The following is a 25,040-nucleotide window of genomic DNA, read 5'->3' as shown; positions in this document are numbered from 1 at the left end:
GCGTGGCGATGGTATCAAGTATGAGATCCCGTCGATGAAGAAAGAAAGCCGGTTCTTTAGCGATATCGGCGCTGGAATTGACAAATAATATTTCCGGCCTTGTCTCTGTCTAAGATAAAGGCGAATTCGATACTATTTATTTACCATGCAATATTAAGTTCCGAGAGCGTTCTCGCTCAGGAGGTGGATCGAGCGCGTAAGCGGCGGCTTGCCGCATCTTCGGGGATCAATCATGAAGTTCACCATTGCCAGAAATCTCGCCGTCGTGGGCATTGCCGTTTCCGTCGGCATGTTCGCTTCCTTCGGGCTGCAGCAAGCCGCGCTCGAACGGCTGAAGGTCAACGGGCCGATCTACGAGCAGATCGTCTATGGCAAGGACCTGATCGCCGACATCCTTCCGCCGCCGCTCTTCGTGGTCGAATCCTACATGCTGTCGCATGAGGCCAACGATTTTCCCGATCTTGTCGATGCCAACCTCGCCAAGATCGCGACGCTGAAGGCAGCCTATGACGATCGCCGCGCCTATTGGCAGACGACAGGCCTGCCGCAACCGCTCAAGGACGAGCTCAACAGGCAAGTGCTGGCCAAGGGCGACATCTTCTGGAAGGTGATGGATGAGGACGTCATTCCGGCGCTGAAGACCGGGCCGGCACTCAAGACCGGGAAAGGCGGTGCTGCGGCCGAGCCGATGGTCAAGCTGAGGACCGCCTTCCATGACCATCAGGATGCGGTCGAAAAGCTCGTGGTCAATTCCGACACCTATCTCAAGGGGCAGGAGAAGAATGCTGCCGACGAGATCATGACATGGACCTCGGCCGCCGCAGCGGCTTCGCTCGCGTCCTTCCTGCTGCTGCTCGCCGGGCTGTATTTCTTCCGTCGCCGCGCCATCGTGCCGATCGACGGCATGAAGCGCTATATGAGCGGCCTTGCCAATGGCGATTTCTCGCAGGACGTGCCCTTTGCCGAGCGCAGCGACGAGATCGGCCAGATGGCGCAGGCTGTCGTCGTCTTCCGCAACAATTCGCTCGAGCGCCGCGAAGCGCACCTGCGCGAGGCGGGGGCCAAGGAAGCCGAAGTGACCCGCGAACGCCAGTTGGCCCTGGAGCGCGCTTCCGAGGAAGCCGCGCGTGACGAGGTGATCCAGTCGCTCACCCGGGCGCTCGATGAACTGTCGCGCGGCAATCTCGGCTTCCGCATCGATACCAGGTTCTCAGCCGCTTACGAAGAACTGCGCGCTGCCTTCAATTCCAGTGTCGATACGCTGTCCAGCTCGATCGATTCCGTCTCCGGCGCGACCAGCACGCTGCGTCATTCTTCGCATGATATTGCCGGCGCCATGGAGGCGCTGTCGAAGCGGACCGAGCAGCAGGCGGCGACCATCGAAGAGACATCGGCCGCGCTCGCCGAAATCACGTCGGCCGTCGGCAATTCCTCGTCTCAATCGGCCGAGGCAAGCCGGATGACTGATGAGACCAGCAAGGCCGCGCTGCAATGCACCGAACTGATGCGCGAGGCAATCGCGGCGATGCAGCGGATCGAGGGTTCGTCGGACCAGATCGGCTCGATCATCAACGTCATCGACGACATCGCCTTCCAGACCAACCTTCTGGCGCTCAATGCCGGTGTCGAGGCGGCCCGCGCGGGCGAAGCCGGCAAGGGTTTTGCCGTCGTGGCACAGGAAGTGCGCGAACTTGCCTCCCGCTCGGCCAATGCCGCCAAGGAGATCAAGGTTCTGGTCTCGACCTCTTCGGACCAGGTCGGCTCGGGCGTGACGCTCGTCAACCGCACCGGCGAAGCGCTCTCCCACATCGAGACCAGGGTCCAGCATGTCGGCCAGCTGATCGATGCGGTGGTCGCTTCCTTGAGCGAGCAGTCCTCGGCGATCGGCGACATCAACAGCTCGGTTCACGCGATGGACGAAGTGACCCAGCGAAATTCCGCCATGGCGGCGCAAACCAATTCGGCCTGCAAGGGGCTCAACGAGCAGGTCCTGGCGCTGGAAGAGATCGTTTCGCGCTTTCGGATCGTGGCTGCACGAGATAGTGTTACGGCAAGCCGCGCCGCCTGAGCCGAATTGCTTCAGCTACTTCCTGGGTGGCTCGAACAATTCGACGGGATTGCCGGCGGGATCGTCGACGAGGATCTGCTTGCCGCCCATTCCGGCGACGATCTCGTTGCGAAACCTGGCGCCTGATCTCTGCAGGCGTGCGACCTCGTCTTCGATATTGTCGACTTCCAGCTGAATGCGGTTCCATCCGCCGGGCTCGGGCCGGCGTCCATCCGGCATGGGCTGAGACGCGCCGCCTGGCCCGGTCGTTGCGTTCACGAGCAGGCGAAGATCGCCTCTGGTGAGCATGGCGAAGCCTGGAGCCGGATGCATTGTGAGCGTAAAGCCAAGCGATTGCGTATAGAAGGCAATCGCGGCATCGACATCGTCGACGATATAACGAACGCTGACAGTAGCCATATCAATTCCTCCTTCGGACACGGCTGGGCGCTGGCGGAGAAGCTGGGGCGCGCAGCATCGGATATATGGCGTTCGGGTCGAGATCTTGTAGCTGCGTGAGGGATATCGGGAACCAGACCGGAGGGCAGGCGTTCGGCCTGCAGCCGCCAGACCGACTGGCGGTTCATCGAAACCCGAGCCATGGGAGAATACCGATGGTCAATGCAGCCGATCGAGATCCGCGTCACCATACGCAGAAAATGCAGGTGCGCCTTCAGGAGATGATGGACCATTTGCGAGAGGACATCGTTGATGTCGATGAGCCGCAGCTCAAAGCCATGTTCGAGACCGCAGCCGAGGTGCTGGGCGGGCTGAAGAAGGCATTTGGCGACTATGAGAAGAAAACCGAGCCCGCGTGGAAGTAGGGGGCGAGCAGATTTCGTCGCTGGCAAGAAGGTTATCTTCGACGTTGGCGGCAACACCTATCGCATCGTGGGGCGCCCCAACCCCTCCCCACCTGTGGGGAGGGGTCTTTTTCTCAAGGCCAGAGCTCACGCCCCGCGCGCCAGCCCATGCTCCACCAGCCGGTTGATGACCTCGGCATAGGCCACGCCGCTGGCGGCCATCGCCTTGGAATACATGCTGATATCGGTGAAGCCCGGAATGGTGTTCACCTCGTTGACGACGAAGCGCATGTCTTCCATCAGGAAGAAATCGACGCGGGCCATGCCGTCGCAGCCGAGCGCCCGGAAGGCGCGGGCGGCCATGTCGCGGAGCTTGCTTTCGACCTCGGCGGGAAGCTCGGCCGGCACTTTCAGGGCGGCGCCATTCTCATCGAGATATTTGGCGGTGTAGCTGTAGAAGCCATGGCTTTCGGCGGGCGCGATCTCGCCGGGGCGGGAGACGAAGAGGTCGCCCTTCGTGTCTTCGAGCACGCTGCATTCGATCTCGCGCCCGGCAATGAATTCCTCGGCGATGAGCTTGCGGTCATGGCTGAAGGCTTCCGCCAGGGCGGGGGCGAATTCCTGGCTGCCCGAGACTTTTCGCACGCCGACGGAGGAGCCCTGGCGGGCGGGCTTGATGAAGAGCGGCAGGCCGAGCGCGCCTTCCAGCGTTTCCAGCGCAGGCGGGCTTTCCTGATCGATCGTGACCGAGCGGGCCACCGGCAGGCCGGCGGCTTTCAGGAGCTGCTTGGCGATATCCTTGTCGAGCGCCGTTGCCGAGCCGAGGATGCCGCAGCCGGCAAGCGGCACACGCGCCACCTGGCAGAGCCCCTGAACGGCGCCGTCCTCCCCATGCAACCCATGCAGGACCGGGAAGACGATGTCGATCCTGCCGGCCTCAGTGGCCTTGCCATCGGGGCCGATCGCCAGCAGACGGCCATGGCCGCCGGGCACGAGGCAGAGTTCGGTGCCGGAGGAGGGCTTTTCGAGTTCGCCATCGATGAAGCGGCTCTGCAGCCATCGCCCGTCCTTCGTGACGAAAACAGGCAGGGCGTCGTATCTCTCCGGATCGAGGGCGCGCATGACATTGGTGGCCGACATGACGGAGACGTCGTGTTCGCTGGAACGGCCGCCGAAAAGCACGGCGATGCGCAGCCTGGTCTGGGAAGGGCTCATCGGAATTCTCCTAATTTCAGAAGCTGACCGCAATGCCTCTGTTGGCGAAGAAGCGGTCGAAGGCGGCAAGCGGCAGGGTGACATCGGCCTGGGTGGCGCGCTCGTGGCCGGACGGGTTGTGGAAGCGCACGCTGTCTTCATCGGCCGCCGTCACCAGAACAAGATGGCCGCCCTTGCCCGGCGGCTCGCGCTCCGGCCAGCGGATCGCGCTGCTGACCGAGGCGATGAAGAAGCGATGGGAGGAGAGGATTTCGGCAATGGTTTCCGCCGGCACCTGTGTCTTCACATCCGCCGAAAGCCCGAAGCGCTCGCGCACGAAGGTGACGAAGGGCGCATAGATCAGCCCCTTGATCGAGGCGTCGGCCTCATTGACGACATAGCCGCCATAGGTGGTGCAGGCCCTTGCGAGGGACAGGATCGAATGCGCCTCGCCGCGGGCGGCCAGGATCATCTTCAGGCAGGCCATGCCGCAGACATTCACCGCCCAGCGCGCATATTCCTCCACAGTCTCGGCGCCGGAATTCTTCCAGTTGACATCGCGGTGCAGGGCGCTCGCACCTTCGGCCAGCACGGGCAGGGTCATTTCGGGTGACTCCCACTGGCTGAAATAGGGCACGGTGAGCTTTGGCTGGTTCATGTCGTCTCCACTGGGCATCGCGATGCGAATCCCGCTTGAAAGTGGCTCGATCTAAATGCATTTTGACGTGACTTTGAAGATCCACTTTGCTTATCGCGCGTGGGCCACTTGAACCTGATATTGGGGAGCCTTCATGACGCTGACGAGAAGACGCGAAGCGCCTTCGGCTTCTTTCCGGCCTGATATCGATCCGTCGTCATCAGCGCCGCTGCCGCGGCAGCTCTACCTCTCGCTGCGAAACGCCGTCACTGAGCGGCGACTGACGGGCGGGCAGCGGCTGCCCTCGACGCGGCTCGCCTCGGCGGAATGGGCGATCTCGCGCGGCGTCATCGCCGAGGCCTATGAGATCCTGATCGCAGAGGGGTTTGCCGTGGCGCGCCATGGCTCCGGCACCTATATCGCCTCGTCCATTCCCGAGGGTGCGACGCGGATCGATCCCGCGGATGCCGCCAGCGCGCAACCGATCCGGCGCAGCGTCTCAGTCGCTGCCACCAATATCCTGACACGCGGGCCGAGCCTGGAGCCGCAGCAGGCGCTGCCATTCGTCACCGGCCGTATCGCTCATGACGAGCGTACGGCGCGGCTTTTGAACCGCATCGCCGTCAGGCATATGAACTATGCTTTCGAAGGCTATGGCGACATCCAGGGCGACTTGCGGCTCAGGGCGGCGATCAGTGCGCATCTCGTCGTCTCGCGCGGGGTGCGCTGCGCGCGCGAGCAGATCTTCATCACGGCGGGCACGCAGCAGGCGCTCGACCTTGCCTTTCGCGTGCTGATGACGCCGGGCGATAGAGCCGTCGTCGAAGATCCGTGCTATCCGCCGGCGCGGCAATGCCTCGTCCTGAACGGCATCGAGGTCGTCGGACTGCCGGTCGACGCTGACGGCGTCGATATTTCCCGTCTGCTGGACGGAACGCAGCCGCCGCCCGCCGCCTTCTACGTCACGCCCTCCAACCAGTATCCGGTCGGCTCCGTTCTCTCGCTCTCGCGGCGGCTCGGGCTGCTTTCCTATGCCGAGGAGAACGATTGCTGGATCATCGAGGACGATTACGACAGCGAATTCCGCTATCAGGGCCACCCGATCGCCTCGCTGCACGGCCTCGACAAGGCAAACCGCGTTCTCTACACCGGCACCTTCAGCAAGGCGCTGCTGCCGAGCCTGCGCATCGGCTACCTCGTCGTCCCCGCCGATCTCGTGCCCGCCTTCCGCGCCGTGCGCCCCGCCGTCGACCGCTGCCCGCCGATCTTCCAGCAGCGGGTGATCGCCGATTTCCTGGAGGAGGGCTATTTTCCGGCCCATCTGCGGCGGCTCAGGGAGCGGCTGCGGGCCTCGCGCGACATGCTGGCGGGGTTTCTGGCGGAGCGGCTGGCGGAGCATGTGGCGGTGCTGCTGCCGGATCAGGGCATCAATCTCACGGTTCGGAGCACGGGCAGTTGGGACGACGACACCGCGGTTTCCGCTGCGGCGCTGAAGAAGGGCGTGGTGGTGATGCCGCTGTCGCGCATGAATGTGGTCTCGACGGATCGGTTGCGGCTGCTTCTCGGGTTTTCCGGGCTTTCGGAGGAGGAGGCGGATATGGGGACGCGGGGGCTTGCGGAGGTGTTCGCGGGCGGAGAGTTTGCTGGAGGGTAGGGCCGAGTTAGGAGGATAACCGGCGGCGGCTCGCGCTGGCTCGGTGATCATATCGCGTCCCTGGCTTCCGCGAATGCTGCGCGAAGAAATCCCATCGGTGCATGCTGCGCGCAGCCGTGTCGGCCCTCCGATCTCAATACAGTCGCTTGTTTGCATCTCTCGGAATATGATATCCAACGTCGAGTTTTTAGAGAAAGATCATGCTGCACCTTACCCACGATACGGAACAGCTCGCCCGCAGGCTTGCAGCGCGTGTCGGCCGCAAGCCTGAAGACCTGATCCGCGCTGCGCTCGAACGCGAGGCCAAGGCGCTCGGTGTCTCCGAGGAGCCGCAGCCCAGGCGCCGCCGGATGACCGTGGAACAAATGCTTGCTGTCGGCGAAAAGATCACGGCCCTGCCGCTGCTCGATCCGCGCTCTCCACAAGAGATCGCTGACGATCTCAACGAACCATGATCGTAGTCGACTCGTCGGCAATCCTCGCAATCCTAGAAAAGGAAAGCGACGCCACCCTTTACGCTCGCGCGATCCGCGAGGCAGATAGTCTCGTGATCTCGGCCGTCAACGCACATGAAACCGCCGTTGTCTTGCGTAGTCGCAGAGGCCCGGAGGGTGAGGTAACGCTGTGGGCTTTCCTTGCCGCCAACGAGATAACCGTCGCACATTTCGATGAGGATCAGGCGCGGAGAGCCTCCGAAACCTTCGGGCGGTTCGGCAAGGGCATTCACTCCAAAGCTCGGCTTAATCTTGCGGACTGCGCCGCCTACGCTCTCGCCAAGAGCCTGTCGGCTCCTCTGCTCTTCAAGGGCGACGACTTCGTACACACGGATATCGAGCAATGGCGCTGATCGGCTAAGCCCGCGTCCCAACGCGAGATCAGACCGCCTCTGCGCAGCTCGACGCGCCGGGGTAAGATTGAGTGCGGTCGCATTTTCGAAAGACCTCCTCGGGTGCGAACCAGATCAGCCGCAGTTCTCCGGCGCGAGCATGCCGCCTCGGACAAGCCGAATACACGATGTCTTCGGGGCGGCCCGAAGCGGTCGTCAGGGCTGGCCGCAGCATTTGGCAGCGGTCGCCGATCCGCAGCAGGCGGCGGCCTGCGCCTGCTCGGCGAGCCATCGGTCACGAGGCTTGCAGCTCGCGGGTCGCGGCGAGAGCTCCACATGCACTGCGCCGGCGTGGAGCGTCGGCATCGCCGCGCAATAGAGCTGCATCGGCTGCACGCCGTCGCTGACTTCGAAGGTCAGCCTGGCGGTATCGTCGAGTTTGACGTGCTCGGTAACCTTGCGGATGATGGCGTAGAACTTGCCGGCAGGCATGTGCGTGCGGTCATCCTCGTCGATGTCCCAGAGCTGAATAAAAATCTCCGTCCAGGCCTCGGGGTTGGCGCCGCAGTCGAGCGCCGAGAACTGGCCTGCCTTGACCTCGGTGACGTGATAGCCCGGCTTCACCGGCCGTCCGTCGTAATAGAAAATCAGCGGGCAATCCCTGGCTGCCGATAGCACTCCCATGAGATCGCCGAGGCAGATATCGTCCTTCTGCATTTTGCTGTTGTCGATGGCGTTCATTTGCGCTAATCCTCGTTTCAATGATTCAAGGATTGTTGAAATATGGATCAACGTCAAGCCCTCATCGCATTCGGCGCATTGTCCCAGGAAACGCGACTGCACATCATTCGCATGCTTGTCGTCACCGGCCCTGACGGCATGGCGGCCGGCGCGATTGCGGAGAGGCTCGAGGTTTCGCCATCGAATGTGTCCTTTCATCTGAAGGAACTCGAACGCTCCGGCTTGATCGCGCAACAGCGCGAATCCCGCTCGATCATCTACACGGCGAACTATGAAGCGCTCGGAGGCCTTGTTCGCTTCCTGATGGAAGACTGCTGCTCCGGTCACCCGGAAATCTGTGCGCCAGCCGCTGAGGTCGCGGCCTGCTGCACCCCTAAAATGGAGGAGAAACTGCAATGACCACTGACCGCGTTTACAATGTGCTCTTCCTCTGCACGGGCAATTCGGCTCGTTCGATCCTGGCGGAATCCATCCTGAATGCGGAAGGCAAAGGCCGCTTCAAGGCCTATTCGGCCGGCAGCCAGCCGAAGGGCGAGGTCAATCCGCATGCCCTGAAGGAGCTTGAGGCGCTGGGCTATCCGACAACGGGCTTTCGCTCGAAAAGCTGGGATGAATTTGCAGAACCGGGTGCGCCTGAGATGGATTTCATCTTCACAGTCTGCGACAGCGCTGCCGGCGAGGCCTGCCCCGTCTGGATCGGTCATCCGATGACTGCTCACTGGGGCGTGGAGGATCCGGCCGCCGTGGAAGGCAGCGAAGTGGAGATTGGCCGCGCCTTCGCCCAGGCCGCCCGCTTCCTGAAGAACCGCATCATGGCCTTCGTCAGCCTGCCGCTCGCCTCGATCGACAAGCTCGCGCTGGAAACGCACCTGCGCCAGATCGGCACGATGGAAGGCGCCAGCATCAAACAGCCCAAGGCAAGCTGATGGGTTCCGATCTCAATCAGCAGGCCCTGGAAGGCCATGACGGCGGCCTTCGCGCCGCACTTTCGGGCGCCGGGCTTCCGGTCGATGATCTGACGGATGCCGGCCGAAGCTTCTACCGGTTTTCGCGTGACGGCGAGACTGTCGGCTTCGGCGCGCTGGAACTCCATGGCGAGGTCGCACTCCTGCGTTCCATTGTCGTGCTGCCCGATCAGCGGGGCTTCGGCTTCGGCCATGCAATCACCCTCGGCTTGCTCGATCAGGCCCACAGGAACGGCGCGACCGCTGCCTATCTGCTGACGGAAACGGCCGCCTCCTTCTTTCAATCGCTCGGTTTTCGTTCCATCGCCCGCGAAGACGCGCCTGCGGCCATCCTGACGACGCGGCAGGCTGCAAGCCTGTGCCCGGCATCCGCCGCCCTGATGGTCCGGAGCCTGCCGGCATGAGCGCGCAGACATTTCCGCTGTCACGGCGATTGGCCGCCGAAGCCATCGGCACGGCTCTTCTCGTGGCGACCGTCGTCGGCTCGGGCATCATGGCCGACGGTTTGACTGACGATACGGCGCTGGCGCTGCTTGCCAATACGCTGGCGACCGGTGCGATCCTCGTCGTGCTGATCACTGTTCTCGGTCCGATATCGGGCGCGCATTTCAATCCGGTCGTCTCGCTGGTCTTTGCGCTGCGCCGCGAATTGCCGCCCGCTTCGGTTCCGGCCTATATCGCTGCGCAGATCCTTGGCGGCATTGCCGGCACGATGCTTGCGCATGGCATGTTCGCCCTGCCTTTGCTGCAGGCTTCGGGCACGATGCGGTCAGGCGGCGCGCAATGGCTGGCGGAGGTGACGGCGACCTTTGGCCTCGTCTTCGTCATCCTCTCAGGCGTCCGCTTCCGCGTCGATGCCGTGGCATGGCTGGTCGGCCTCTATATCACCGCCGCCTACTGGTTCACGGCATCCACGTCCTTTGCCAATCCGGCCGTCGCGATTGCCCGATCGCTGACGCACACATTCTCCGGCATCCGCCCGATCGATCTGCCGGGCTTCATCGTCGCGGAAGTCGTCGGCGCGTTGCTGGCGATGATGCTCGCCGGCTGGCTGCTGATGGACGCCCGCAATCCCGACACCCTCACAGAGACGGAACCCACCCCATGACAACAGACGTCACGATCTACCACAACCCCGACTGCGGCACGTCGCGCAACACGCTGGCGATGATCCGGAACGCCGGCATCGAGCCGACCGTGATCGAATATCTGAAAAACCCGCCGTCGCGCGAAGAGCTGGTGAAGATGATTGCCGATGCCGGCCTGACTGTGCGGCAGGCGATCCGCGAAAAGGGCACGCCCTATGCGGAACTCGGCCTCGACAATCCATCCCTGACGGACGAGCAATTGCTCGACGCCATGCTGAAAGACCCTATCCTGATCAACCGGCCCTTCGTCATCACGCCTTCCGGCACGCGCCTCGCGCGTCCTTCGGAGGTGGTTCTGGATATCCTGCCGGATACCCACAAGGGCGCTTTCGCCAAGGAAGACGGCGAGAAGGTGCTCGATGCCGAGGGCAAGCGCATTGTCTGATCTGCCAGCCGCTTCGCCGACACATCTGCGTCAGGTCGATTTCGGGGCGCTGCGGCCTCCATTCTCGACGCACAAGCCGCGCATCCTGATCCTCTATGGCTCGCTTCGCGCCGTCTCCTATAGCCGCTTGCTTGCGCATGAGGCGGGGCGGCTGCTCGAACATTTCGGCTGCGAGGTCCGCATATACGATCCGCAAGGCCTGCCGCTGCCGGACGATGCGCCCGTGTCGCATCCCAAGGTGCAGGAGTTGCGCGACCTGTCGCAATGGTCCGAAGGTCAGGTCTGGGTGAGCCCCGAGCGCCACGGCGCAATGACCGGTATCATGAAGGCGCAGATCGACTGGATTCCGCTGTCGGTCGGTTCCGTCAGGCCGACGCAGGGCAAGACGCTCGCCGTCATGCAGGTCTCCGGCGGTTCGCAGTCTTTCAATGCGGTTGGGCAGTTGCGCATCCTCGGCCGCTGGATGCGGATGATCACCATCCCGAACCAGTCGTCAGTGGCGAAGGCATTCCAGGAATTCGACGCCGACGGCCGCATGAAACCCTCATCCTATTACGATCGCGTCGTCGATGTCTGCGAAGAGCTGGTGAAGTTCACATGGCTGACGCGCGACGCGTCCGGCTACCTCACCGATCGCTACAGCGAGCGGAAGGAAGAAGCTCAGAAACTGGAGCAACGCGTGAGCCTGAAATCCATATGAGTGAACGCGTTCCGCTTGCTGCCGTCGCCGCGCTCGGCGTCACACAGATCATCGGCTACGGCACGCTTTATTACAGCTTCAGCATCCTCGCTCCCGACATGGCCACGCAGTTTTCGTGGTCGAGCGAATGGGTCTTCGGCGCGCTTTCGGCAGCTCTTCTCGTCGGCGGCCTCACGGCGCCATGGCTGGGCGTGCTGTTCGACAGGATCGGCGCGGGCAGGGTGATGGCATCGGGCTCCCTTGCGGCGGCTGTCGCGCTGACCGCCTGCGCTCTTGCCCCCAACAAGGCAGCCTATGTTGCCGCGCTAATCGCCATCGAGGTCTCCGCCAATCTCGTTCAATATGGCGCTGCCTTTGCGCTGCTCGTGCAGATCCGGCCGCAGGTCGCTTCCCGCAGCATCACCTATCTGACGCTGATTGCCGGCTTCGCCTCGACGATCTTCTGGCCGATCACCACGGCGCTGCATGCACATCTCAGCTGGCAGAACGTCTATCTTGTCTTCGCCGTCCTCAACCTTGCCATCTGCCTGCCTGTTCACGCGTGGCTGTCGCGCAGCGGAACCGCGCGCAGGGCCGTTGCATCGGCGGCCGCCCCGCAGGTGGCGGGGCGTTTGCCGCCGCGACGCCGCCGGCTCGGCTTTGCCATCATGGTCACGGGTTTCTCGCTGATGTCGCTGTCGAGCTCTGCCATGCTGGTGCATCTGGTGCCGCTGCTCTCGGGTCTTGGGCTTGGCGCAACGGCCGCCCTTGTCGGTACGCTGTTCGGGCCGTCGCAGGTCGGCAGCCGGCTGATCAACATGATCTTCGGCAAGAACCTGCCGCCGCTCCATCTGGCCGTCATCGCGGCGATGCTCATTCCGGGCGGCGTGCTGGTTCTGCTGTTCTCGGCCCCGTCCGTGCCGGGCGCCATGGCTTTCGCCATCATTTTCGGCATGGGCAACGGCCTGCTCAGCATCGTCACCGGCACCTTGCCGCTCCATCTTTTCGGCAGCGAGGGCTACGGCAGGCTGCAGGGCAAGATGATGGCGGCGCGGCTGATCCTGTCCGCCCTGGCGCCGTTCGTGCTGGCCTTCGCGATGGAGAATCTGGGCATCGCCACGTCGCTCGGCATCGTGGCCGCGCTCGGCGGGCTTTCCATCATCGCTTTGTCTTCTCTCGCGCTGTTGCAATGACCGCAGCCCCGCCGGAAGTGCTGCGGCAAGACGCTTTGAGGCACCGAGGCGTGCTGCGACACGTCCACGCTTCCGTATTTACCACTTCACGCGTAGGCCAGCGGTTCCGCTGATGGCGTAACTGTCGCCGAAATCCTTCAGCGAGGATTTTGCGGCGACTTCGCCATAGAGCGAGTAGCGTTCGTCGTTCCAGGTGTAGGAGCCGCCGAGCGTCAGGCCGGCCCAGACGGGGTCGTTCCTGGTTTCGAAACCGGTGCTGGAGACATCGACCGCCACGCCATCCAGGAACTCGCCGTAGAGGTTGGCGATGCCATAGACCTTCGCCAGTGCCGTCTGGCCGTCAGCCCGCTGGACGCTTTCCTCGCGGTCGAGCGCCACGCCGAGCCGGCCGATCAGGCTGTCGCCGTCATCGAGCGAGACCCGCGCGCCGAAGCGGTCGTTGAACGTGTCGAAGTCGACGGAGGAATAGACGAGCTGGGCCTGCGGCGTGATCGACCATGGCCCGGAGGCTGCAAAGCGCTTGCCGGCCTCGAAGCTCAGCGCATAACCGAAGCCGTTGTTGCCGCTTTCCACGGCGCCGTCGACGAGATCGGATTTGAGGTCGCTGTCATACCAGGTGACCTGGCTCTGCGCGTCGACATAGAGGCCGTTGTCGCCATACCATGTGAGGGTCGCGCCGAGGCCGAGACCGGTCGTATCGATATCGCCATTGCCGTAGCGGGAGTCGATATTGCCAGAAACCGTGCCGTAATTGACGGTCAGGCCGCCGATCAGCCGGCCGCCCTTGTCCTGATAGAGCTCGCCATCCAGACCGCCCTCCAGCTTGAACAGGTTGTAATCGTAGCTGCCGACAGTCGTGCTTTTGTCCGGCTCGATGCTTGCATGCATGCCTTCGGTGCGCAGCCAGACATTGTCGAGCCCCTTGGCCGCTGCTGCGGCGGCGTCCTCCTGCCAGTAGCGGTCGCCAAGGCGCTGCTGCAACGTCGGCAAACCGTTCAGGGCGAGCAACAGTTGCGGATAGGCTTCGTAGAGCGGAACCCCCGGCTGATAGATGGGGCCGATCACCGCCCCGGAGGGATCGATGAGCGTCGAGCGAAGATACCAGTCGCCGTCGCTGGGGGTCGAGATGCCGTTCTGGTAGAGCCGATAGGCGTAGGCGCCGCCGATGACGGCCTGATCCCCCTGAAAGACGTAGTCGCCGAGCAGCGAGAAGCTGCCGGCCGAGCTGCCGCCGACATCGACGATCTTGATGCCCTCGACGGTCTCTGCGCCCCCACCGCCGAGATTGGTGACGCGAACATCGGTCGTGCCTGCGGTATTGCCTGTGGTGACGAGACGGTCGGTCGGTGAGGCATCGCCGCCGAGCACGGTCTCGATATCGAGCGTGCCGCCATTGCCGGTATAGTTGCCCGATATCGTCAGCGTGCCGATCGAGTTGCCGGGGGCGACGGTGCCGGAACTGCTCACGTCGCCGATGATGGTTCCGCTGCCGCCGAGCCTGCCGAAATTGGTGATATCGCCGGTGACGCTTGAGGCCGCGCTGTGGTCGCCGACGAGCAGCGTGCCGTCATAGATCGTCCAGTCAGTCGTCACCGTCCCGTTGCCGGTCAGAAGCCATGTTCCGGCGCCGGTTTTTTCGAATGTGTCGAAGTTCTGGTATTGCCCGGCGGCACCGATCGATGACACGTCGAAACTGCCGGTTCCTGTACCGCCGAGGCGCAACGTGTCGGTGCGCGTGGTGCTGCCGACGGCGTTGCCGATAATGACCGAACCCGAATGGAGTTCCAGGGTCATGGCGCCTGCAGCCGTGCTCATGATGATGGCATCGGCGCCGCCGGCTCCGGCCTGAAGGGTGCCGTTGTTGACGATCAGCGCATTCGGCAACTGGACGGTGATCGCAGCCTCATTGCTGCCGCCGACGATCGTCCCGTTGTTTTCGAGCAGCAAGGCGCCGACGGAAAGATGGACGCCTTCGCCCGAACCGGTGGCGCCATCGCCGCCACGGATCGTGCCGTTGTTGATCAGGGAGGCCGGACTCGCGGCAGTGGCAAATGTTCCGAGGCTTACTCCCGCGCCACCAGGCCCCCCGGCGCTGCTTCCGCCCTGGATCAGCCCGTTATTGGTGATGGCGAGACCCCGGAGGGCATTGATGCCCTGGCCGCCGGCGGCAGCACCCGTGCTGGCGCCGCCGGTCACCGTTCCGTTATTCACGAAGGTCCCGGCTCCGGCAAATGCGACGCCTGAACTGGAGGTCGAGCTTCCGTCAGCCCCGCCGGTGATCGAGCCGTTGTTAACGAGCGAGGAGGGGATCAGGGTGTTATTGAACCAGAAACCGCGTTGGGCTGTATTTCCGACGAGCGTACCGGAAAAGGTCAATGTCTGACCGTTGGTCGTCGTGGTCTGGAAGCTGGTCATCGTGAAGCCATTGGTGTCGATGCTGATCGGCTTCGTGATAGCGGGAAGGGTGGTGATTGGTCCCGTGATGTCGCCAGTAAGCGTAATCGTCGCGCTGGCATCGCCGTCGGCATTGGCGGCTGTGACCTTGTTAAAGAAGTCGGTAGCGTCGCCGGCCGTGTAATCACCAGCCGACGCGGGGAAGGAGAGACAGCATTGCAGGGCCAGCGCCGCGAGACTTGCGCCCGCAAAGAGTTTTGCGTTCCTGTCGACGACGCTGCCGCTCATGTCTCGCCCCCTTTAAACTGATAGAATAAAACGCCGCGTGGAATCAGGAATTCACAAGGAAAGGTTGCTTTTCTGCGTTCCCGTACCGTACTTGCTGAATTTGACAAATAGCAATTTTTGGCGGGTTGGAAGTGAGAGTATGCTGATCGTTACCCTAGAGCTGGTTTGTGAAACTTATAAAAATCAATATTTTAAACTCTTATCCATTCCGGCCGGCAATCGCCTGATAGTGTTAGGCGGGTATAAGAGAGCTGCGTTCGGGAAGATCAAAATATCCACTCCGGCGAAAATAAGACAATCAGGCGTAGCGGTTGTCATTGATAATCGTCTACCGCTTCACGCGGATGAGCCGAATTTGAAACCGAAGGCAAAAGTAACACCTGATTGTGAGGCGGTATTACGGGATTGCGATCATGAGCACGACGGTGACGGCAAAAGCGCAGGTGACGATCCCGAAAGCGGTTCGCGAGCTCCTGGGGATCACGCCTGGAAGCAGGGTCGACTTTCACAGGGCGGCAGATGGCAGCGTGATGCTGACGCGCGCCCACAGGAAAAAGCCGGCGGGCCGCTTCGAGCAGCTTCGCGGACATGCCGGGAAGGGCATCACCACGGATGCGATCATGGCGCTCACCCGCGGTGATGGGCCGTCAAGTTGATATCTCCAGCTTGATGATTGAAAAGCGTGCAGTTCATTGAACGAGAGCGAAATGGGCATCAGGAACTATCTGATCGAAGGCGTTTCCGGGACCGGCAAGACGTCGGTCGCCACCGAACTGCAGCGGCGCGGTTACCACGTCGTCCATGGCGACCGTGAACTGGCTTATCAGGGCGACCCCCGGACGGGCGAGGCGCTTGTCAGCTCTCAGCATGGCCAGAATAGTCTGGATATAAATTTTCGGCACAGGCACCACATTTGGCATCTCGACAAGGTCAAATCGCTCGTGGCCGATAAAAGCCACCCGATCTCCTTCTTCTGCGGCGGCTCGCGGAATTTCCATCGCTTCATCGATCTGTTCGACGGGGTCTTCGTTCTCGACGTCGATCCGGAGACGCTGAAGAGGCGGCTTGCCGGCAGGGCTGAAGACGAGTTCGGCGGAAAACCGGACGAACGAGACCTGGTCTTATGGGTGTATGCAACGAAAGAAGACACTCCCAAGGACGCGACGAGCATTGACGCCACGCGGCCGCTCGCCTCCGTTGTCGACGATATCCTGTCGAAATGCGGAGCGGCCGGCTGAGGGGAGGTGGGCCGGAATATGGTTCGATCGCGGCGGCAGAGCTTTGCTGCTTTCGGCCCGAAGCGGACATAGAAGGTTCGATCACTGAAAGACTGCTTCGCGCCTCCAATTCGGTCGGAAACGTCGTCATCGCGCAGGCCAGAGTGCGGACATAGCTCCGTGGGGGCGCCGCGTCGCCGGTGCCCCATCAGCGGTCAAGCATGTTGTGAACGCGCTCGCATTCCCTCGCGTACGGAATGCTGCGCAGAAAAGCTACGCCTCATTCGATATTGATTGAGGTCGATCAAGGATGGCTCGGTCTCGATCATCTAAGCCTTTGTGAAAGTGAGATCGTCATGGCCGTTACGCAGCAGATGTTGACCAACCCGACGCGCTACCTGTTCTTCACGGGGAAGGGCGGGGTCGGCAAGACGTCCCTAAGCTGTGCAAGCGCGATCACGCTTTGCGACGGCGGAAAGCAGGTGCTGCTGGTCAGCACTGACCCCGCATCCAATCTGGACGAAATGCTGGCGACGCTGCTCCGGGATACCCCCACCCCAATCCCATCCGTACCCGGCCTCTACGCCATGAACATCAATCCGGAAGCGGCCGCCGAAGACTATCGCGAACGTGTATTGGCACAGATGGCAGCCAACGCTTCCGAGAGCGAACGGAACACGGTTCGGGAACAGCTTTCCGGAGCCTGCACGACAGAGATTGCGGCGTTCGATGCCTTTGTCGGACTCCTTGCAGACGACATGTCGCCGTTCGACCATATCATTTTCGACACCGCACCCACGGGTCACACATTGCGGCTTCTCAGTCTTCCAAAGGCATGGACCGGTTTTCTTGAGGGTAATGACAGGGGCGCATCGTGCCTGGGTCCGCACTCGGGCCTGAAGATGCAGGAGGGGCGGTTCCAGAAGGCGCTTGCATGCCTGGGAGATGAGAAGCGCACACGGATCGTCCTGGTCGTCCGTCCGGACTCGAGTGCTCTTCGCGAGGCTTCACGCACGTCGGGCGAACTGGCGGCCCTCGGGCTAAAGAACCAACTGCTCGCGATCAATGGGCGGTTTCGTGCGACTAAGCGCGACGATCCGATTGCAGTCGGGATTGAGCGATCACAGGAAGCCGCGCTCTCGACGATGCCGGTTGAACTGTCCCGGCTGCCGAGCGACGAGTTTCCGATGCTTCCCTTCGACATGGTGGGTCTTGATGCACTTCGGGCCTTGTTCGCACCTCAGTCGCAGGCGTCGACCGTCCAGGAACCAGTGGCAGCCGCCCATACCACCCTGCCGTCGCTTGCGAAATTGATTGACGAGATCGCCGGTGGCCGCAAGGGCCTGGTGATGGTGATGGGAAAGGGCGGCGTCGGAAAGACGACGGTCGCTGCTGCCCTTGCCGTCGGCCTGGTCGAACGCGGCCATGCCGTGCATTTGACGACTACTGATCCGGCGGCTCACCTGTCGTTTGTCGTTGAGGGAAATATGCGCGGTCTGACGGTCGACAGGATTGATCCCGCCGCCGAAACCAAACGCTACATCGAGAAGATCATGTCGTCGCGCGGACGCGATCTCGACGAGGACGACAAGGCGCTTCTCCGGGAAGACCTCGAATCTCCCTGCACGGAGGAAGTCGCTGTCTTCCACGCCTTCTCACGGATTGTGGCAGAGGCCCGCGACGCCTTTGTGGTCATCGACACCGCTCCGACGGGGCACACGCTTCTCCTGCTGGATGCGACGGGCGCTTATCATCGCCAGATGACGCGACAGATGGAGACGGTCGGCCCTGGCCGGATCGTGACGCCACTGATGCGCCTTCAGGACCCGGAATATACGCGCGTCATCCTCGTTTCCCTTCCCGAAACGACGCCGGTCTCCGAAGCGGCAATGCTGCAGGAAGACCTGCGGCGAGCAAAGATCGAGCCTTACGGTTGGGTGGTCAACAGGACCATGGCGGCGAGTGGCACGCATGACCCGCTTTTGCAGTCGCGTTTTGCGGGAGAACGGGTGCAGATCGACCGGATCACACGCAAATTGGCGAAACGAGCCTATATTCTGCCGTTCCAGGCTGTTCCCCCGGTTGGCATCGACGCTTTGAAACGGCTGTCCGGGCGGGAGTGAGACGACGAGCGCAAAGCTCGAATTCGGACTGTCCCCTCACGGCCCCATTCTGACGCTTGGCAGAGCCATTTCGCACCGGAAGCATGGACGGCTGGCGTAGACGCGGTTAAAGCTCTTTAATATTTCGAGGTTCAGACGATCGATGACCACACCCCGCCCGCAGCCAAAGCCCGACAGCCGTAAATATCAGGACCTCATTTCGGATATCGAAAAGGGCGTCATAAAGATCCCGAAATTCCAGCGTGAATTCGTGTGGCCGATCGAGAAGACCGCAGCGCTGCTCGACAGTATCGTGAAGGGTTATCCGATCGGCACCTTCATCCTTTGGAAAACTAACCAGCGTATGGCGGACGTTAAGGAAGTGGGCAGCATTTCCCTTCCGCCTACACCGGATGACCGACAGGTTGAGTATGTTCTTGACGGACAGCAGCGCATGACTTCGCTGTTCGCTGCCTATCGAGGAGCAAAAATCCCTCGCAGCGGCTCGAAAAAAATCACCGATTTCGCCGAGATCTACGTTAACCTCGACCCGACGCTGCCAGATGATGCTCAGATCGTCGTTCATGAACTACCCGAAAATGCCAGCAAGTGTGTTTCGCTAAAGGATGTTCTCGCGCTGAACCGCGACGTGGAAAAGCGTCTGGTCGCGGAACTCGGCCTCACCGATGACGACCTCGATGTCGCGGACAAGTTCAAACAGGCTTTTGCGACATACGACTTCAGCCTGGTAACGCTGACGCGCGAGGACATCGACAGCGCTATCGAAGTTTTCACGCGCATCAATACTGGCGGTTCGGTGCTCACCCTATTCGAGATCATGGTCGCCAAGACGTATGACGAAAGCAGAAAATTCGACATGCAGGTTGAGTGGAGCAAGGTCCAAACGGAGCTTGAGGAAGTAGGGTACGACGGTGTTTCGCCCTCCACCGTGATGCAGTTGCTTGCCCTCGTGCTGGCAGGCGAAGCCAAGCGTTCGACAATCCTCGGCCTTGATAAGGTCAAGGTGATCGAGACCTGGCCGAAGGCGGTCGGCGCGATCAAGAGTGCGGTGGACCATTTCCGTACCGCCTACCGTATTCCGGTTTCCGCACTGCTACCTTATGACTCGCTCATTGTTCCATTCGCGTATTGGTTTTTCATCAAGCGCTACGAGCCCGCGGGTAACGATCATCTACAAATGAGAAGGTTCTTCTGGCGTTCGTCGCTGGGCTACCGATACTCTTCAGCGGTCGAATCTAAACTAGCCGCAGACAAGCGAGCCATCGACGACATCATAGCCGGCGGCGAGGGCGCCTGGGATATCCCGGTCAGCATTACTGGCGCTGAGGGCCTGATCGGGACCAACTTCGCGACGGGAAACTCGCTCTGCAAGGCTATACTATGCCTGCTCGCCTTCGAGCAGCCGCGAAACTTCCACAACGATGGAACCGTCCTTCTGGACAACAGCTATCTCAAAATCGCCTCGTCGAAGAACTTCCATCATTTCTTTCCAAAGGATCATCTTCGTACGAGTGGGGTCGGCAACGAAAACTCCGTCGTCAACATTACGCTGATCGGCGCTGATCTCAACAAGCGCCAGATCAACGCCAAACCACCAAAGGTCTATATTCCGAGATTCGAGGCATCGAACCGCACGATGAGTGGCAGCCTTGCAACCCACCTGATTGACAGGCACGGCATGGGCATCGATGAGGACGACTACGGAGCTTTCCTGTCAGCCCGTGCCTTGAAGCTTTGGACAAAGATTGACGAGCGAATCCACCCGGTTTTCCAAAGTGAGAAGTGACTTAGATCGATAAGTCGCGAGCGTTCTCTGTGTTATCTCTGACATTGCTGGGTAGCGGACAGTTCGATCCGTCTCGACGTGCTTGGGGTCGCTGTTAGGGCAGACCCTCGGGAATACAATTATGAAATTGTGCTGTTCCTTGTCGGTAAAGGGAGAGTTCGAGCAGTCAATGGAAACGGCTCTTGCTAACGGCTGCTTTTCGCTGTCTGGCGCCAAAAGCTGTCAGCATGCATTCGGCCCCAAATCGGCCATTTCTCCAAACAAAGCCTATATCCGCTTCTGGCCCCTCTGGCAGGCGGCTTCAATCGAAGCTTCGCAGCGGCACCAGCGACAGCAGCGCGACGGTCGAGATCACGGCGCCGGTGATTGCCAGCGGCCAGAGGCCGACGGAGATGTAGGGGGCGACGGCGGTCGTTCCGAGTGCCGCTATGCCGAGGATCGCTGCGATGACGATGGCAGCCGCGCGCGAATGATCGCCGCGGGCAGCCGATATGGCCCGATGAAAGCCGATCGGTCCGCGGATGCCGAAGCCGAAATTCAAGATCGCCCAGAGCGGGACGAGAGCGTAAAGGCTGCTTGCGCCTGTGAGCGTGTAGGCGAGGATTGCCAGAAAGGCGCAGGGCATGATCGCCGTACCCACGCGGATCGTCCTCAGGGTGCCGAATTTTGCCGCCAGCCACGCGGAAGAATTCGCGGCCAGAATGAAGTTGGCGATGCCGCAGACCTGCAGGATGACGAAATCCTCGATGCCCTTGTCGAGCGGGCCGGTCAGGACGGCCGGCAGGCCGAAGACGAAAACCAGGAGCGCGCCGAGCGACAGAGCCTGGCTCGACGCGTAGCTCAGAAATTCCAGATTCTTCAGAATGGCGAGGTAGCTGTGATGATCTTCCTTTTCCTGCCGGCGCGGGAAATGGGCGCGCTGCCAGAAAACGGCTGCCGATATCAGCGCCGAAAGCACCGCCAGCAGCACGAAGGAAATCTCCCAGCCTCCGAATTCCAAGAGCCAGGCTCCGGCAATCGGGGCCAGCGCCGGCGCCAGGGACTCGACGGAACCGAGCCGTCCCATGGCGGCCGCGGCCTTGTCGTGCGGATAGAGGCCGTGGATGAAACCGGGCGCAAAAACGGCGGGACCGGAGCCGAATGCACCCTGGGCGAAGCGCAGGGCAATCAGCCATTCGATCGAAGGAGATTCCGCTGATGCGAGCGAGGCAATCCCGAACAGGGCAAGCGACCAGATCAACAGCTTGCGCGGATCGAACCGCGCGCCCAGTTCGCCGAAGGTGAGCAGCCCGACCAGCGTGCCGAAGGCGTAAGCCGCCAGCACGAGCTGGGCGACCTCGATGCTTCCTCCAAGCTGCCCCGGCAGGCTCGGGACAGCCGGCAGCACCAGATCGGTCCCGGCAATACCGAGAACGGTTCCGCTGGCGATCAGGATGAACAGGAGTGAGGTTTTCGGGCGTGTGGTCATCGGCTCTTGGTAGCAGAGCCCGATCCCGCGACCAATTGCGTCCTGTTGATGTCTGCTATTCAAATGTTTGATCTTTTTGAGGTGTTTTATCAGCGACGTTGGCAAATCTGTCATATACGCTGGCTAGAAGCTGCTGATGGCGCGCACCTTGTCGGGTGACTCGACTGCCGCGCCTCCTTTTTTCCTGGAATGAGACCCATGCAGAACAATCCGGCAGTCATCATCGAGGGCGCCACCGTTGTATTCGGCGATCGTCTGGAGCGCGCCTCGGTGCGTATGGAGGACGGCCGGATCACCGATATCGACGGCCAGCGCGACGGGGCGGACATCGTCGATGGGCGCGGCCACCTGCTCGGCCCCGCTTTCGTGGATATTCATGGCGATGCCTTCGAGCGGCAGGTCATGCCGCGGCCGGGCACGATGTTGCCTGTTCCTGCCGCGCTGCTCGAAACCGACCGCCAGCTTGCCGCCAACGGCATCGCGACGGCCTATCATGCGCTGACGCTGAGCTGGGAGCCCGGGCTGCGCTCGGTCGAAACCGGTTACGCCATCGTGCGGGCGCTCGATGCGCTCACGCCCCGGCTGACGGTGGATAATCGCGTGCAGTTGCGCTGGGAGACCTTCTGCTTCGAGGCGGTCGACCTCATTCGCGAGGCGCTTGCCGGTCCGCGCCTGCCGTCGATTGCCTTCAACGATCACACGTCGATGGCGATGCTGCATCCCTCGACGCCGCTGCAGGAGCGGCCCTTCGACCTCGATCCGGCTTTCCCTGTCGTCGATCCCGAAACGCCGGCCTTCGCCGAGAAGATGACGGAACGCGCCAAGCGGGCGAAAATCCCGGTGGCGGACATGGTGGCGCTGGTGCGCAGCATGTGGGCACGCCGTCCGCAGGTGCCCGATGCGATCGAAGAGGTGGCAGCGCTCGGAAAGGCCTCGGGCGCGCCGATGCTCTCGCATGACGACAGCCAGATCGAAACGCGCGATTTCTTCCGCCAGCGCGGCGCGCGGATCTGCGAATTCCCGATGAACCGGCGGGTGGCGCGGGCTGCCCGCGATGCCGGCGACTTCATCGTCTTCGGCGCACCGAACGCCACGCGCGGCGGCAGCCATCTCGCCTCGATCGGTGCGGCCGACATGATCCGAGAAGGGCTCTGCGATATTCTCGCTTCTGACTATTATTACCCGGCTATGCTGCTCGGTCTTGCAAGGCTGAAGGCCGACGGCGTGGCACCGCTGCATGCGCTCTGGCCGCTCGTCTCGGGCAATCCGGCGCGCGCCTCGGGACTTTCCGATCGCGGCGTGATCGAAATCGGCAAACGGGCGGATCTCGTGCTGGTCGATTGGCCTGAAGGTGCTGCACCCGCCGTCCGCCGCACCTGGGTCGGCGGCCGCGAGGCCTATCGCGCCGCACCCGCCGGCGAGTTGGCGATCGCCTGATGGCCGGGACATATCGCCGAGAGCTGTCCAACCGATTGTTGCGCGCTACATCCGGGATATGGATACGCTTTATGTATTGCTCATCTTCGCCGTAGCCATCGCCATCATCTATCTGGGTGGCAAATGGAACACATCCGACGCCGACCACTATATGAGCTTCGACAATCTGCGCTCGCCTGGAAAGGCGAAAACGTCTGATGGCGGCAAGGATGCGAAGAAGGGATGAGGCCGCTGGCGCCTAGCTGAAGCCTCTGGCCTTCACGCCGGCGATGACTTCGTTCGAGACCTGCCGCAATTCTTGCCGAGAAGCGCCGTCGCGTGCCTGGATGGAGAGGCCCTGCAGGACTGCGACGAGATAGCGGGCGAGCGAGACGGCGCGTTCGCGATCGAGCCAGCGCCCGAGCGTCTCAGCAATCATGTCACGCATCTGGTTTCGGCGTTCCGCCAGTTCGCGCGCCAGCTCCGTATGATCCGGCCCGCACTGGATCATGCCGCTTGATATCATGCAGCCGCGCTCCGCCGCGGGGTCGGTAACCGCATCGATCGCCTTGTGAAGCATGGCTTCGACCGCCTCCTGAACGGTCGCGGTGGCTTTGATGTTCTGCAACGCCCGCGGCAGCCCGAAATAGCGATCGAGTGCCTCGCGGTACAGGCCAGCCTTGCTGCCGAAAGCCGCGTAGAGGCTCGGGGGCGCAACACCGATCGCTGCCGTCAGATCGTTCAGCGAGACGCCTTCATATCCATGCCTCCAGAAGAGCCGCATGGCGATGTCCACCGCCTGATCCCTGTCGAAGGTTCGCGGACCGCCGCGGCGTGTTTTCACAACCTTATCCATAGCGATCACTAAAGACTGCTTGACAGTAAAAGGCAAGCCGATAGTTTGTAGTGACCGCTAAATATAAGGATTTTGGCATGATAAGAATAATGCGTGGAATTTGGGCGTTGATCCTGCTGATGGGCCTGTCTTTCGCGGCGATGGCCGCAGAGAAGAACTATACGGTGAAGGCGCCTGATGGCGTCGACATCGCGGTGCAGGAATCGGGCGATCCCGGCGGGCCGGCGATCGTTTTCATCCATGGCCTGCTCGGCAGCCATCTGAACTGGGACAGGCAGGTCAGCAGCCCAAGACTGCAGCACTATCGTCTGATCAGCTATGACCTGCGCGGCCACGGTCTGTCCGGCAAGCCTGATGATGCCGAAGCCTATCATGACGGGCGCCGCTGGGCCGACGATCTCTCGGCGGTCCTCAAGGCGACAGGCGCGAAAAATCCCGTTCTGGTCGGCTGGTCACTCGGCGGCGTCGTTCTATCAAACTATCTTGCAGCCTATGGAGACGACGGCATTGGCGGGATCGTCTATGTCGACGGCGTCATCGAACTCAATGCCGGGCAGATCACCTCGCATCCCCAAGTCTATGCGGGCTTGGCCTCGGATGACCTGCGGGCGCATCTCGACGCGGTGAAAACCTTCCTGGCTCTATGTTTTGAGAGGAAGCCCGACACGGCAACCTTCGAACGCTTGCTGTCCAATGCCGCAATGGCCTCGTGGATCATGACGCGGACCGTCCCGTCGATGACCGTTTCCGCCGTTCAGGGATTGCCTAGGGCGCGTGTGCCGGTTCTGCTTCTTTATGGCGGCAGGGACGATCTGGTGAAAGTCGAGCCGAGCATTGCGCGCGCTCGGGCGCTCAATCCGGCAATTCAGACGAAGATCTATGCGAAGTCGGGGCACGCGCCATTCCTGGAAGAAGCGCCGCGCTTCAACGGCGACCTGGCAGAGTTCAGGGACGCGGTATCAGGCAAATGAAACTGGAAAAGGGGCGGGCAGGGTGCTCGCTCCCTTTCCACATGAACTGACTTGGTGAGAGAGGTGGTGGTGCTGACCGCTGGAACAGGGAGGTTGCAGTCTCCGCTGCTGTCTCATGAGCGATGTCGTCGCCAGCCGCAATACCCGCAAAACTTGGCCGATCCCCGGCATTTGTTGGCAGCTTCGCGAAATTCGCCTTCCGCCCGGAATGCTAGTCTCGCTCCGCTTGCTTCCATTTCGAAAGGCCGC

Annotated in this window: 26 protein-coding genes; 19 read left to right on the top strand and 7 right to left on the bottom strand. The window is 61.9% G+C overall.

From position 1 onward, the window contains the following. The first annotated feature begins 232 nt into the window (after nucleotides 1-232). Nucleotides 233-2,068, top strand: coding sequence for a methyl-accepting chemotaxis protein (locus tag KQ933_RS09665; RefSeq protein WP_216758564.1), 1,836 nt, complete (start codon nucleotides 233-235; stop codon nucleotides 2,066-2,068). 15 nt (nucleotides 2,069-2,083) lie between these two features. Here KQ933_RS09665 and KQ933_RS09660 read toward each other — a convergent pair whose 3' ends face one another. Continuing rightward, nucleotides 2,084-2,467, bottom strand: coding sequence for a VOC family protein (locus KQ933_RS09660; RefSeq protein WP_216758563.1), 384 nt, complete (start codon nucleotides 2,465-2,467; stop codon nucleotides 2,084-2,086). Between the two features lie 194 nt (nucleotides 2,468-2,661). Here KQ933_RS09660 and KQ933_RS09655 point away from each other — a divergent pair, with 194 nt between their 5' ends. Continuing rightward, nucleotides 2,662-2,871, top strand: a complete 210-nt coding sequence (locus tag KQ933_RS09655; protein ID WP_216758562.1) for a hypothetical protein — start codon at nucleotides 2,662-2,664, stop codon at nucleotides 2,869-2,871. A 126-nt stretch (nucleotides 2,872-2,997) separates the two neighbouring features. On the opposite strand, the gene KQ933_RS09645 is transcribed toward KQ933_RS09655, so the two are convergent. Next, nucleotides 2,998-4,065 (bottom strand): D-alanine--D-alanine ligase family protein, encoded by a 1,068-nt coding sequence (locus KQ933_RS09645; RefSeq protein ID WP_216758560.1) that lies wholly within the window; start codon nucleotides 4,063-4,065, stop codon nucleotides 2,998-3,000. A gap of 16 nt (nucleotides 4,066-4,081) precedes the next feature. Continuing rightward, nucleotides 4,082-4,702 (bottom strand): C39 family peptidase, encoded by a 621-nt coding sequence (locus KQ933_RS09640; protein WP_216758559.1) that lies wholly within the window; start codon nucleotides 4,700-4,702, stop codon nucleotides 4,082-4,084. 133 nt (nucleotides 4,703-4,835) lie between these two features. On the opposite strand from KQ933_RS09640, the gene KQ933_RS09635 reads away from it, so the two are divergent. The 3 genes from KQ933_RS09635 to KQ933_RS09625 all read left to right on the top strand — a co-directional run bounded on the left by KQ933_RS09635 (nucleotide 4,836) and on the right by KQ933_RS09625 (nucleotide 7,182). After that, the gene (locus KQ933_RS09635) at nucleotides 4,836-6,335 is read left to right on the top strand and encodes a PLP-dependent aminotransferase family protein (protein WP_216758558.1); all 1,500 of its coding nucleotides are present in this window, start codon (nucleotides 4,836-4,838) and stop codon (nucleotides 6,333-6,335) included. A 200-nt stretch (nucleotides 6,336-6,535) separates the two neighbouring features. After that, entirely contained in the window at nucleotides 6,536-6,790 is a 255-nt protein-coding gene (locus KQ933_RS09630) for a type II toxin-antitoxin system VapB family antitoxin (RefSeq protein WP_216758557.1), read from the top strand. Beyond that, on the top strand, nucleotides 6,787-7,182 hold the full coding sequence (locus KQ933_RS09625; RefSeq protein WP_216758556.1) for a type II toxin-antitoxin system VapC family toxin: 396 nt from the start codon (nucleotides 6,787-6,789) through the stop codon (nucleotides 7,180-7,182). The genes KQ933_RS09630 and KQ933_RS09625 overlap by 4 nt, the downstream gene beginning before the upstream one ends. A gap of 195 nt (nucleotides 7,183-7,377) precedes the next feature. Here KQ933_RS09625 and KQ933_RS09620 read toward each other — a convergent pair whose 3' ends face one another. Continuing rightward, the gene (locus tag KQ933_RS09620) at nucleotides 7,378-7,902 is read right to left on the bottom strand and encodes a DUF6428 family protein (RefSeq protein ID WP_216758555.1); all 525 of its coding nucleotides are present in this window, start codon (nucleotides 7,900-7,902) and stop codon (nucleotides 7,378-7,380) included. Nucleotides 7,903-7,944: 42 nt separating this feature from the next. On the opposite strand from KQ933_RS09620, the gene KQ933_RS09615 reads away from it, so the two are divergent. From KQ933_RS09615 to arsK, 7 genes are read left to right on the top strand one after another with little or no spacing between them, the layout of a single operon-like run. Next, a complete protein-coding gene (locus KQ933_RS09615) occupies nucleotides 7,945-8,301 on the top strand; it encodes a helix-turn-helix transcriptional regulator (RefSeq protein WP_216758554.1) in 357 nt (118 codons plus the stop codon). Beyond that, on the top strand, nucleotides 8,298-8,828 hold the full coding sequence (locus tag KQ933_RS09610) for an arsenate reductase ArsC (protein ID WP_216758553.1): 531 nt from the start codon (nucleotides 8,298-8,300) through the stop codon (nucleotides 8,826-8,828). The genes KQ933_RS09615 and KQ933_RS09610 overlap by 4 nt, the downstream gene beginning before the upstream one ends. Next, nucleotides 8,828-9,271 (top strand): arsenic resistance N-acetyltransferase ArsN2, encoded by a 444-nt coding sequence (arsN2, locus tag KQ933_RS09605; protein ID WP_216758552.1) that lies wholly within the window; start codon nucleotides 8,828-8,830, stop codon nucleotides 9,269-9,271. The genes KQ933_RS09610 and arsN2 overlap by 1 nt, the downstream gene beginning before the upstream one ends. Next, entirely contained in the window at nucleotides 9,268-9,975 is a 708-nt protein-coding gene (locus KQ933_RS09600) for an MIP/aquaporin family protein (RefSeq protein ID WP_216758551.1), read from the top strand. The genes arsN2 and KQ933_RS09600 overlap by 4 nt, the downstream gene beginning before the upstream one ends. Beyond that, entirely contained in the window at nucleotides 9,972-10,400 is a 429-nt protein-coding gene (gene arsC / locus KQ933_RS09595; RefSeq protein WP_216758550.1) for an arsenate reductase (glutaredoxin), read from the top strand. Before KQ933_RS09600 ends, arsC begins: the two co-directional genes overlap by 4 nt. Continuing rightward, nucleotides 10,375-11,100 (top strand): arsenical resistance protein ArsH, encoded by a 726-nt coding sequence (arsH, locus tag KQ933_RS09590; RefSeq protein ID WP_216758549.1) that lies wholly within the window; start codon nucleotides 10,375-10,377, stop codon nucleotides 11,098-11,100. Before arsC ends, arsH begins: the two co-directional genes overlap by 26 nt. Next, a complete protein-coding gene (arsK, locus tag KQ933_RS09585; RefSeq protein ID WP_216758548.1) occupies nucleotides 11,097-12,272 on the top strand; it encodes an arsenite efflux MFS transporter ArsK in 1,176 nt (391 codons plus the stop codon). Before arsH ends, arsK begins: the two co-directional genes overlap by 4 nt. A gap of 78 nt (nucleotides 12,273-12,350) precedes the next feature. Here the strand turns inward: arsK and KQ933_RS09580 are convergent, their stop codons facing one another. Then, entirely contained in the window at nucleotides 12,351-14,954 is a 2,604-nt protein-coding gene (locus KQ933_RS09580; RefSeq protein ID WP_253958303.1) for an autotransporter outer membrane beta-barrel domain-containing protein, read from the bottom strand. 413 nt (nucleotides 14,955-15,367) lie between these two features. Between KQ933_RS09580 and KQ933_RS09575 the strand changes: the two genes are divergently transcribed. The 4 genes from KQ933_RS09575 to KQ933_RS09560 all read left to right on the top strand — a co-directional run bounded on the left by KQ933_RS09575 (nucleotide 15,368) and on the right by KQ933_RS09560 (nucleotide 20,080). After that, nucleotides 15,368-15,610, top strand: a complete 243-nt coding sequence (locus tag KQ933_RS09575; RefSeq protein WP_216758547.1) for an AbrB/MazE/SpoVT family DNA-binding domain-containing protein — start codon at nucleotides 15,368-15,370, stop codon at nucleotides 15,608-15,610. Nucleotides 15,611-15,661: 51 nt separating this feature from the next. After that, a complete protein-coding gene (locus KQ933_RS09570) occupies nucleotides 15,662-16,192 on the top strand; it encodes an AAA family ATPase (protein ID WP_216758546.1) in 531 nt (176 codons plus the stop codon). Nucleotides 16,193-16,527: 335 nt separating this feature from the next. Further along, nucleotides 16,528-18,294 carry an arsenical pump-driving ATPase gene (arsA, locus tag KQ933_RS09565; protein WP_216758545.1) on the top strand — a complete coding sequence of 589 codons (1,767 nt, stop codon included), beginning with the start codon at nucleotides 16,528-16,530 and terminating at the stop codon, nucleotides 18,292-18,294. A gap of 142 nt (nucleotides 18,295-18,436) precedes the next feature. Beyond that, nucleotides 18,437-20,080 carry a DUF262 domain-containing protein gene (locus KQ933_RS09560; protein ID WP_216758544.1) on the top strand — a complete coding sequence of 548 codons (1,644 nt, stop codon included), beginning with the start codon at nucleotides 18,437-18,439 and terminating at the stop codon, nucleotides 20,078-20,080. Between the two features lie 301 nt (nucleotides 20,081-20,381). Here the strand turns inward: KQ933_RS09560 and KQ933_RS09555 are convergent, their stop codons facing one another. Continuing rightward, the gene (locus KQ933_RS09555) at nucleotides 20,382-21,548 is read right to left on the bottom strand and encodes an MFS transporter (RefSeq protein ID WP_216758543.1); all 1,167 of its coding nucleotides are present in this window, start codon (nucleotides 21,546-21,548) and stop codon (nucleotides 20,382-20,384) included. Nucleotides 21,549-21,746: 198 nt separating this feature from the next. Here KQ933_RS09555 and KQ933_RS09550 point away from each other — a divergent pair, with 198 nt between their 5' ends. Together KQ933_RS09550 and KQ933_RS09545 are read left to right on the top strand one after the other, a co-directional pair. Further along, nucleotides 21,747-22,985 carry an alpha-D-ribose 1-methylphosphonate 5-triphosphate diphosphatase gene (locus KQ933_RS09550; RefSeq protein ID WP_216758542.1) on the top strand — a complete coding sequence of 413 codons (1,239 nt, stop codon included), beginning with the start codon at nucleotides 21,747-21,749 and terminating at the stop codon, nucleotides 22,983-22,985. Nucleotides 22,986-23,043: 58 nt separating this feature from the next. Further along, nucleotides 23,044-23,211, top strand: coding sequence for a hypothetical protein (locus KQ933_RS09545; protein ID WP_216758541.1), 168 nt, complete (start codon nucleotides 23,044-23,046; stop codon nucleotides 23,209-23,211). A gap of 12 nt (nucleotides 23,212-23,223) precedes the next feature. Here KQ933_RS09545 and KQ933_RS09540 read toward each other — a convergent pair whose 3' ends face one another. Then, a complete protein-coding gene (locus KQ933_RS09540; RefSeq protein WP_216758540.1) occupies nucleotides 23,224-23,820 on the bottom strand; it encodes a TetR/AcrR family transcriptional regulator in 597 nt (198 codons plus the stop codon). Nucleotides 23,821-23,909: 89 nt separating this feature from the next. Here KQ933_RS09540 and KQ933_RS09535 point away from each other — a divergent pair, with 89 nt between their 5' ends. Then, the gene (locus tag KQ933_RS09535; protein ID WP_253958302.1) at nucleotides 23,910-24,791 is read left to right on the top strand and encodes an alpha/beta fold hydrolase; all 882 of its coding nucleotides are present in this window, start codon (nucleotides 23,910-23,912) and stop codon (nucleotides 24,789-24,791) included. Nucleotides 24,792-25,040 lie beyond the last annotated feature (249 nt).

It is taken from the genome of Rhizobium sp. WYJ-E13, from assembly GCF_018987265.1.
In the GTDB taxonomy this organism is placed as follows: Bacteria; Pseudomonadota; Alphaproteobacteria; order Rhizobiales; family Rhizobiaceae; genus Rhizobium.
The sequence above is the reverse complement of the archived record's forward strand: the minus strand, read 5'-3'. Positions and strand labels throughout refer to the sequence as shown.

Bases quoted from the DNA above. Each gene is read 5' to 3' on its own strand.
- KQ933_RS09665 (WP_216758564.1), top strand. From the start codon at position 233: ATGAAGTTCACCATTGCCAGAAATCTCGCCGTCGTGGGCATTGCCGTT.
- KQ933_RS09660 (WP_216758563.1), bottom strand. From the start codon at position 2,467: ATGGCTACTGTCAGCGTTCGTTATATCGTCGACGATGTCGATGCCGCG.
- KQ933_RS09655 (WP_216758562.1), top strand. From the start codon at position 2,662: ATGGTCAATGCAGCCGATCGAGATCCGCGTCACCATACGCAGAAAATG.
- KQ933_RS09645 (WP_216758560.1), bottom strand. From the start codon at position 4,065: ATGAGCCCTTCCCAGACCAGGCTGCGCATCGCCGTGCTTTTCGGCGGC.
- KQ933_RS09640 (WP_216758559.1), bottom strand. From the start codon at position 4,702: ATGAACCAGCCAAAGCTCACCGTGCCCTATTTCAGCCAGTGGGAGTCA.
- KQ933_RS09635 (WP_216758558.1), top strand. From the start codon at position 4,836: ATGACGCTGACGAGAAGACGCGAAGCGCCTTCGGCTTCTTTCCGGCCT.
- KQ933_RS09630 (WP_216758557.1), top strand. From the start codon at position 6,536: ATGCTGCACCTTACCCACGATACGGAACAGCTCGCCCGCAGGCTTGCA.
- KQ933_RS09625 (WP_216758556.1), top strand. From the start codon at position 6,787: ATGATCGTAGTCGACTCGTCGGCAATCCTCGCAATCCTAGAAAAGGAA.
- KQ933_RS09620 (WP_216758555.1), bottom strand. From the start codon at position 7,902: ATGAACGCCATCGACAACAGCAAAATGCAGAAGGACGATATCTGCCTC.
- KQ933_RS09615 (WP_216758554.1), top strand. From the start codon at position 7,945: ATGGATCAACGTCAAGCCCTCATCGCATTCGGCGCATTGTCCCAGGAA.
- KQ933_RS09610 (WP_216758553.1), top strand. From the start codon at position 8,298: ATGACCACTGACCGCGTTTACAATGTGCTCTTCCTCTGCACGGGCAAT.
- arsN2 (WP_216758552.1), top strand. From the start codon at position 8,828: ATGGGTTCCGATCTCAATCAGCAGGCCCTGGAAGGCCATGACGGCGGC.
- KQ933_RS09600 (WP_216758551.1), top strand. From the start codon at position 9,268: ATGAGCGCGCAGACATTTCCGCTGTCACGGCGATTGGCCGCCGAAGCC.
- arsC (WP_216758550.1), top strand. From the start codon at position 9,972: ATGACAACAGACGTCACGATCTACCACAACCCCGACTGCGGCACGTCG.
- arsH (WP_216758549.1), top strand. From the start codon at position 10,375: ATGCCGAGGGCAAGCGCATTGTCTGATCTGCCAGCCGCTTCGCCGACA.
- arsK (WP_216758548.1), top strand. From the start codon at position 11,097: ATGAGTGAACGCGTTCCGCTTGCTGCCGTCGCCGCGCTCGGCGTCACA.
- KQ933_RS09580 (WP_253958303.1), bottom strand. From the start codon at position 14,954: ATGAGCGGCAGCGTCGTCGACAGGAACGCAAAACTCTTTGCGGGCGCA.
- KQ933_RS09575 (WP_216758547.1), top strand. From the start codon at position 15,368: ATGAGCACGACGGTGACGGCAAAAGCGCAGGTGACGATCCCGAAAGCG.
- KQ933_RS09570 (WP_216758546.1), top strand. From the start codon at position 15,662: ATGGGCATCAGGAACTATCTGATCGAAGGCGTTTCCGGGACCGGCAAG.
- arsA (WP_216758545.1), top strand. From the start codon at position 16,528: ATGGCCGTTACGCAGCAGATGTTGACCAACCCGACGCGCTACCTGTTC.
- KQ933_RS09560 (WP_216758544.1), top strand. From the start codon at position 18,437: ATGACCACACCCCGCCCGCAGCCAAAGCCCGACAGCCGTAAATATCAG.
- KQ933_RS09555 (WP_216758543.1), bottom strand. From the start codon at position 21,548: ATGACCACACGCCCGAAAACCTCACTCCTGTTCATCCTGATCGCCAGC.
- KQ933_RS09550 (WP_216758542.1), top strand. From the start codon at position 21,747: ATGCAGAACAATCCGGCAGTCATCATCGAGGGCGCCACCGTTGTATTC.
- KQ933_RS09545 (WP_216758541.1), top strand. From the start codon at position 23,044: ATGGATACGCTTTATGTATTGCTCATCTTCGCCGTAGCCATCGCCATC.
- KQ933_RS09540 (WP_216758540.1), bottom strand. From the start codon at position 23,820: ATGGATAAGGTTGTGAAAACACGCCGCGGCGGTCCGCGAACCTTCGAC.
- KQ933_RS09535 (WP_253958302.1), top strand. From the start codon at position 23,910: ATGCGTGGAATTTGGGCGTTGATCCTGCTGATGGGCCTGTCTTTCGCG.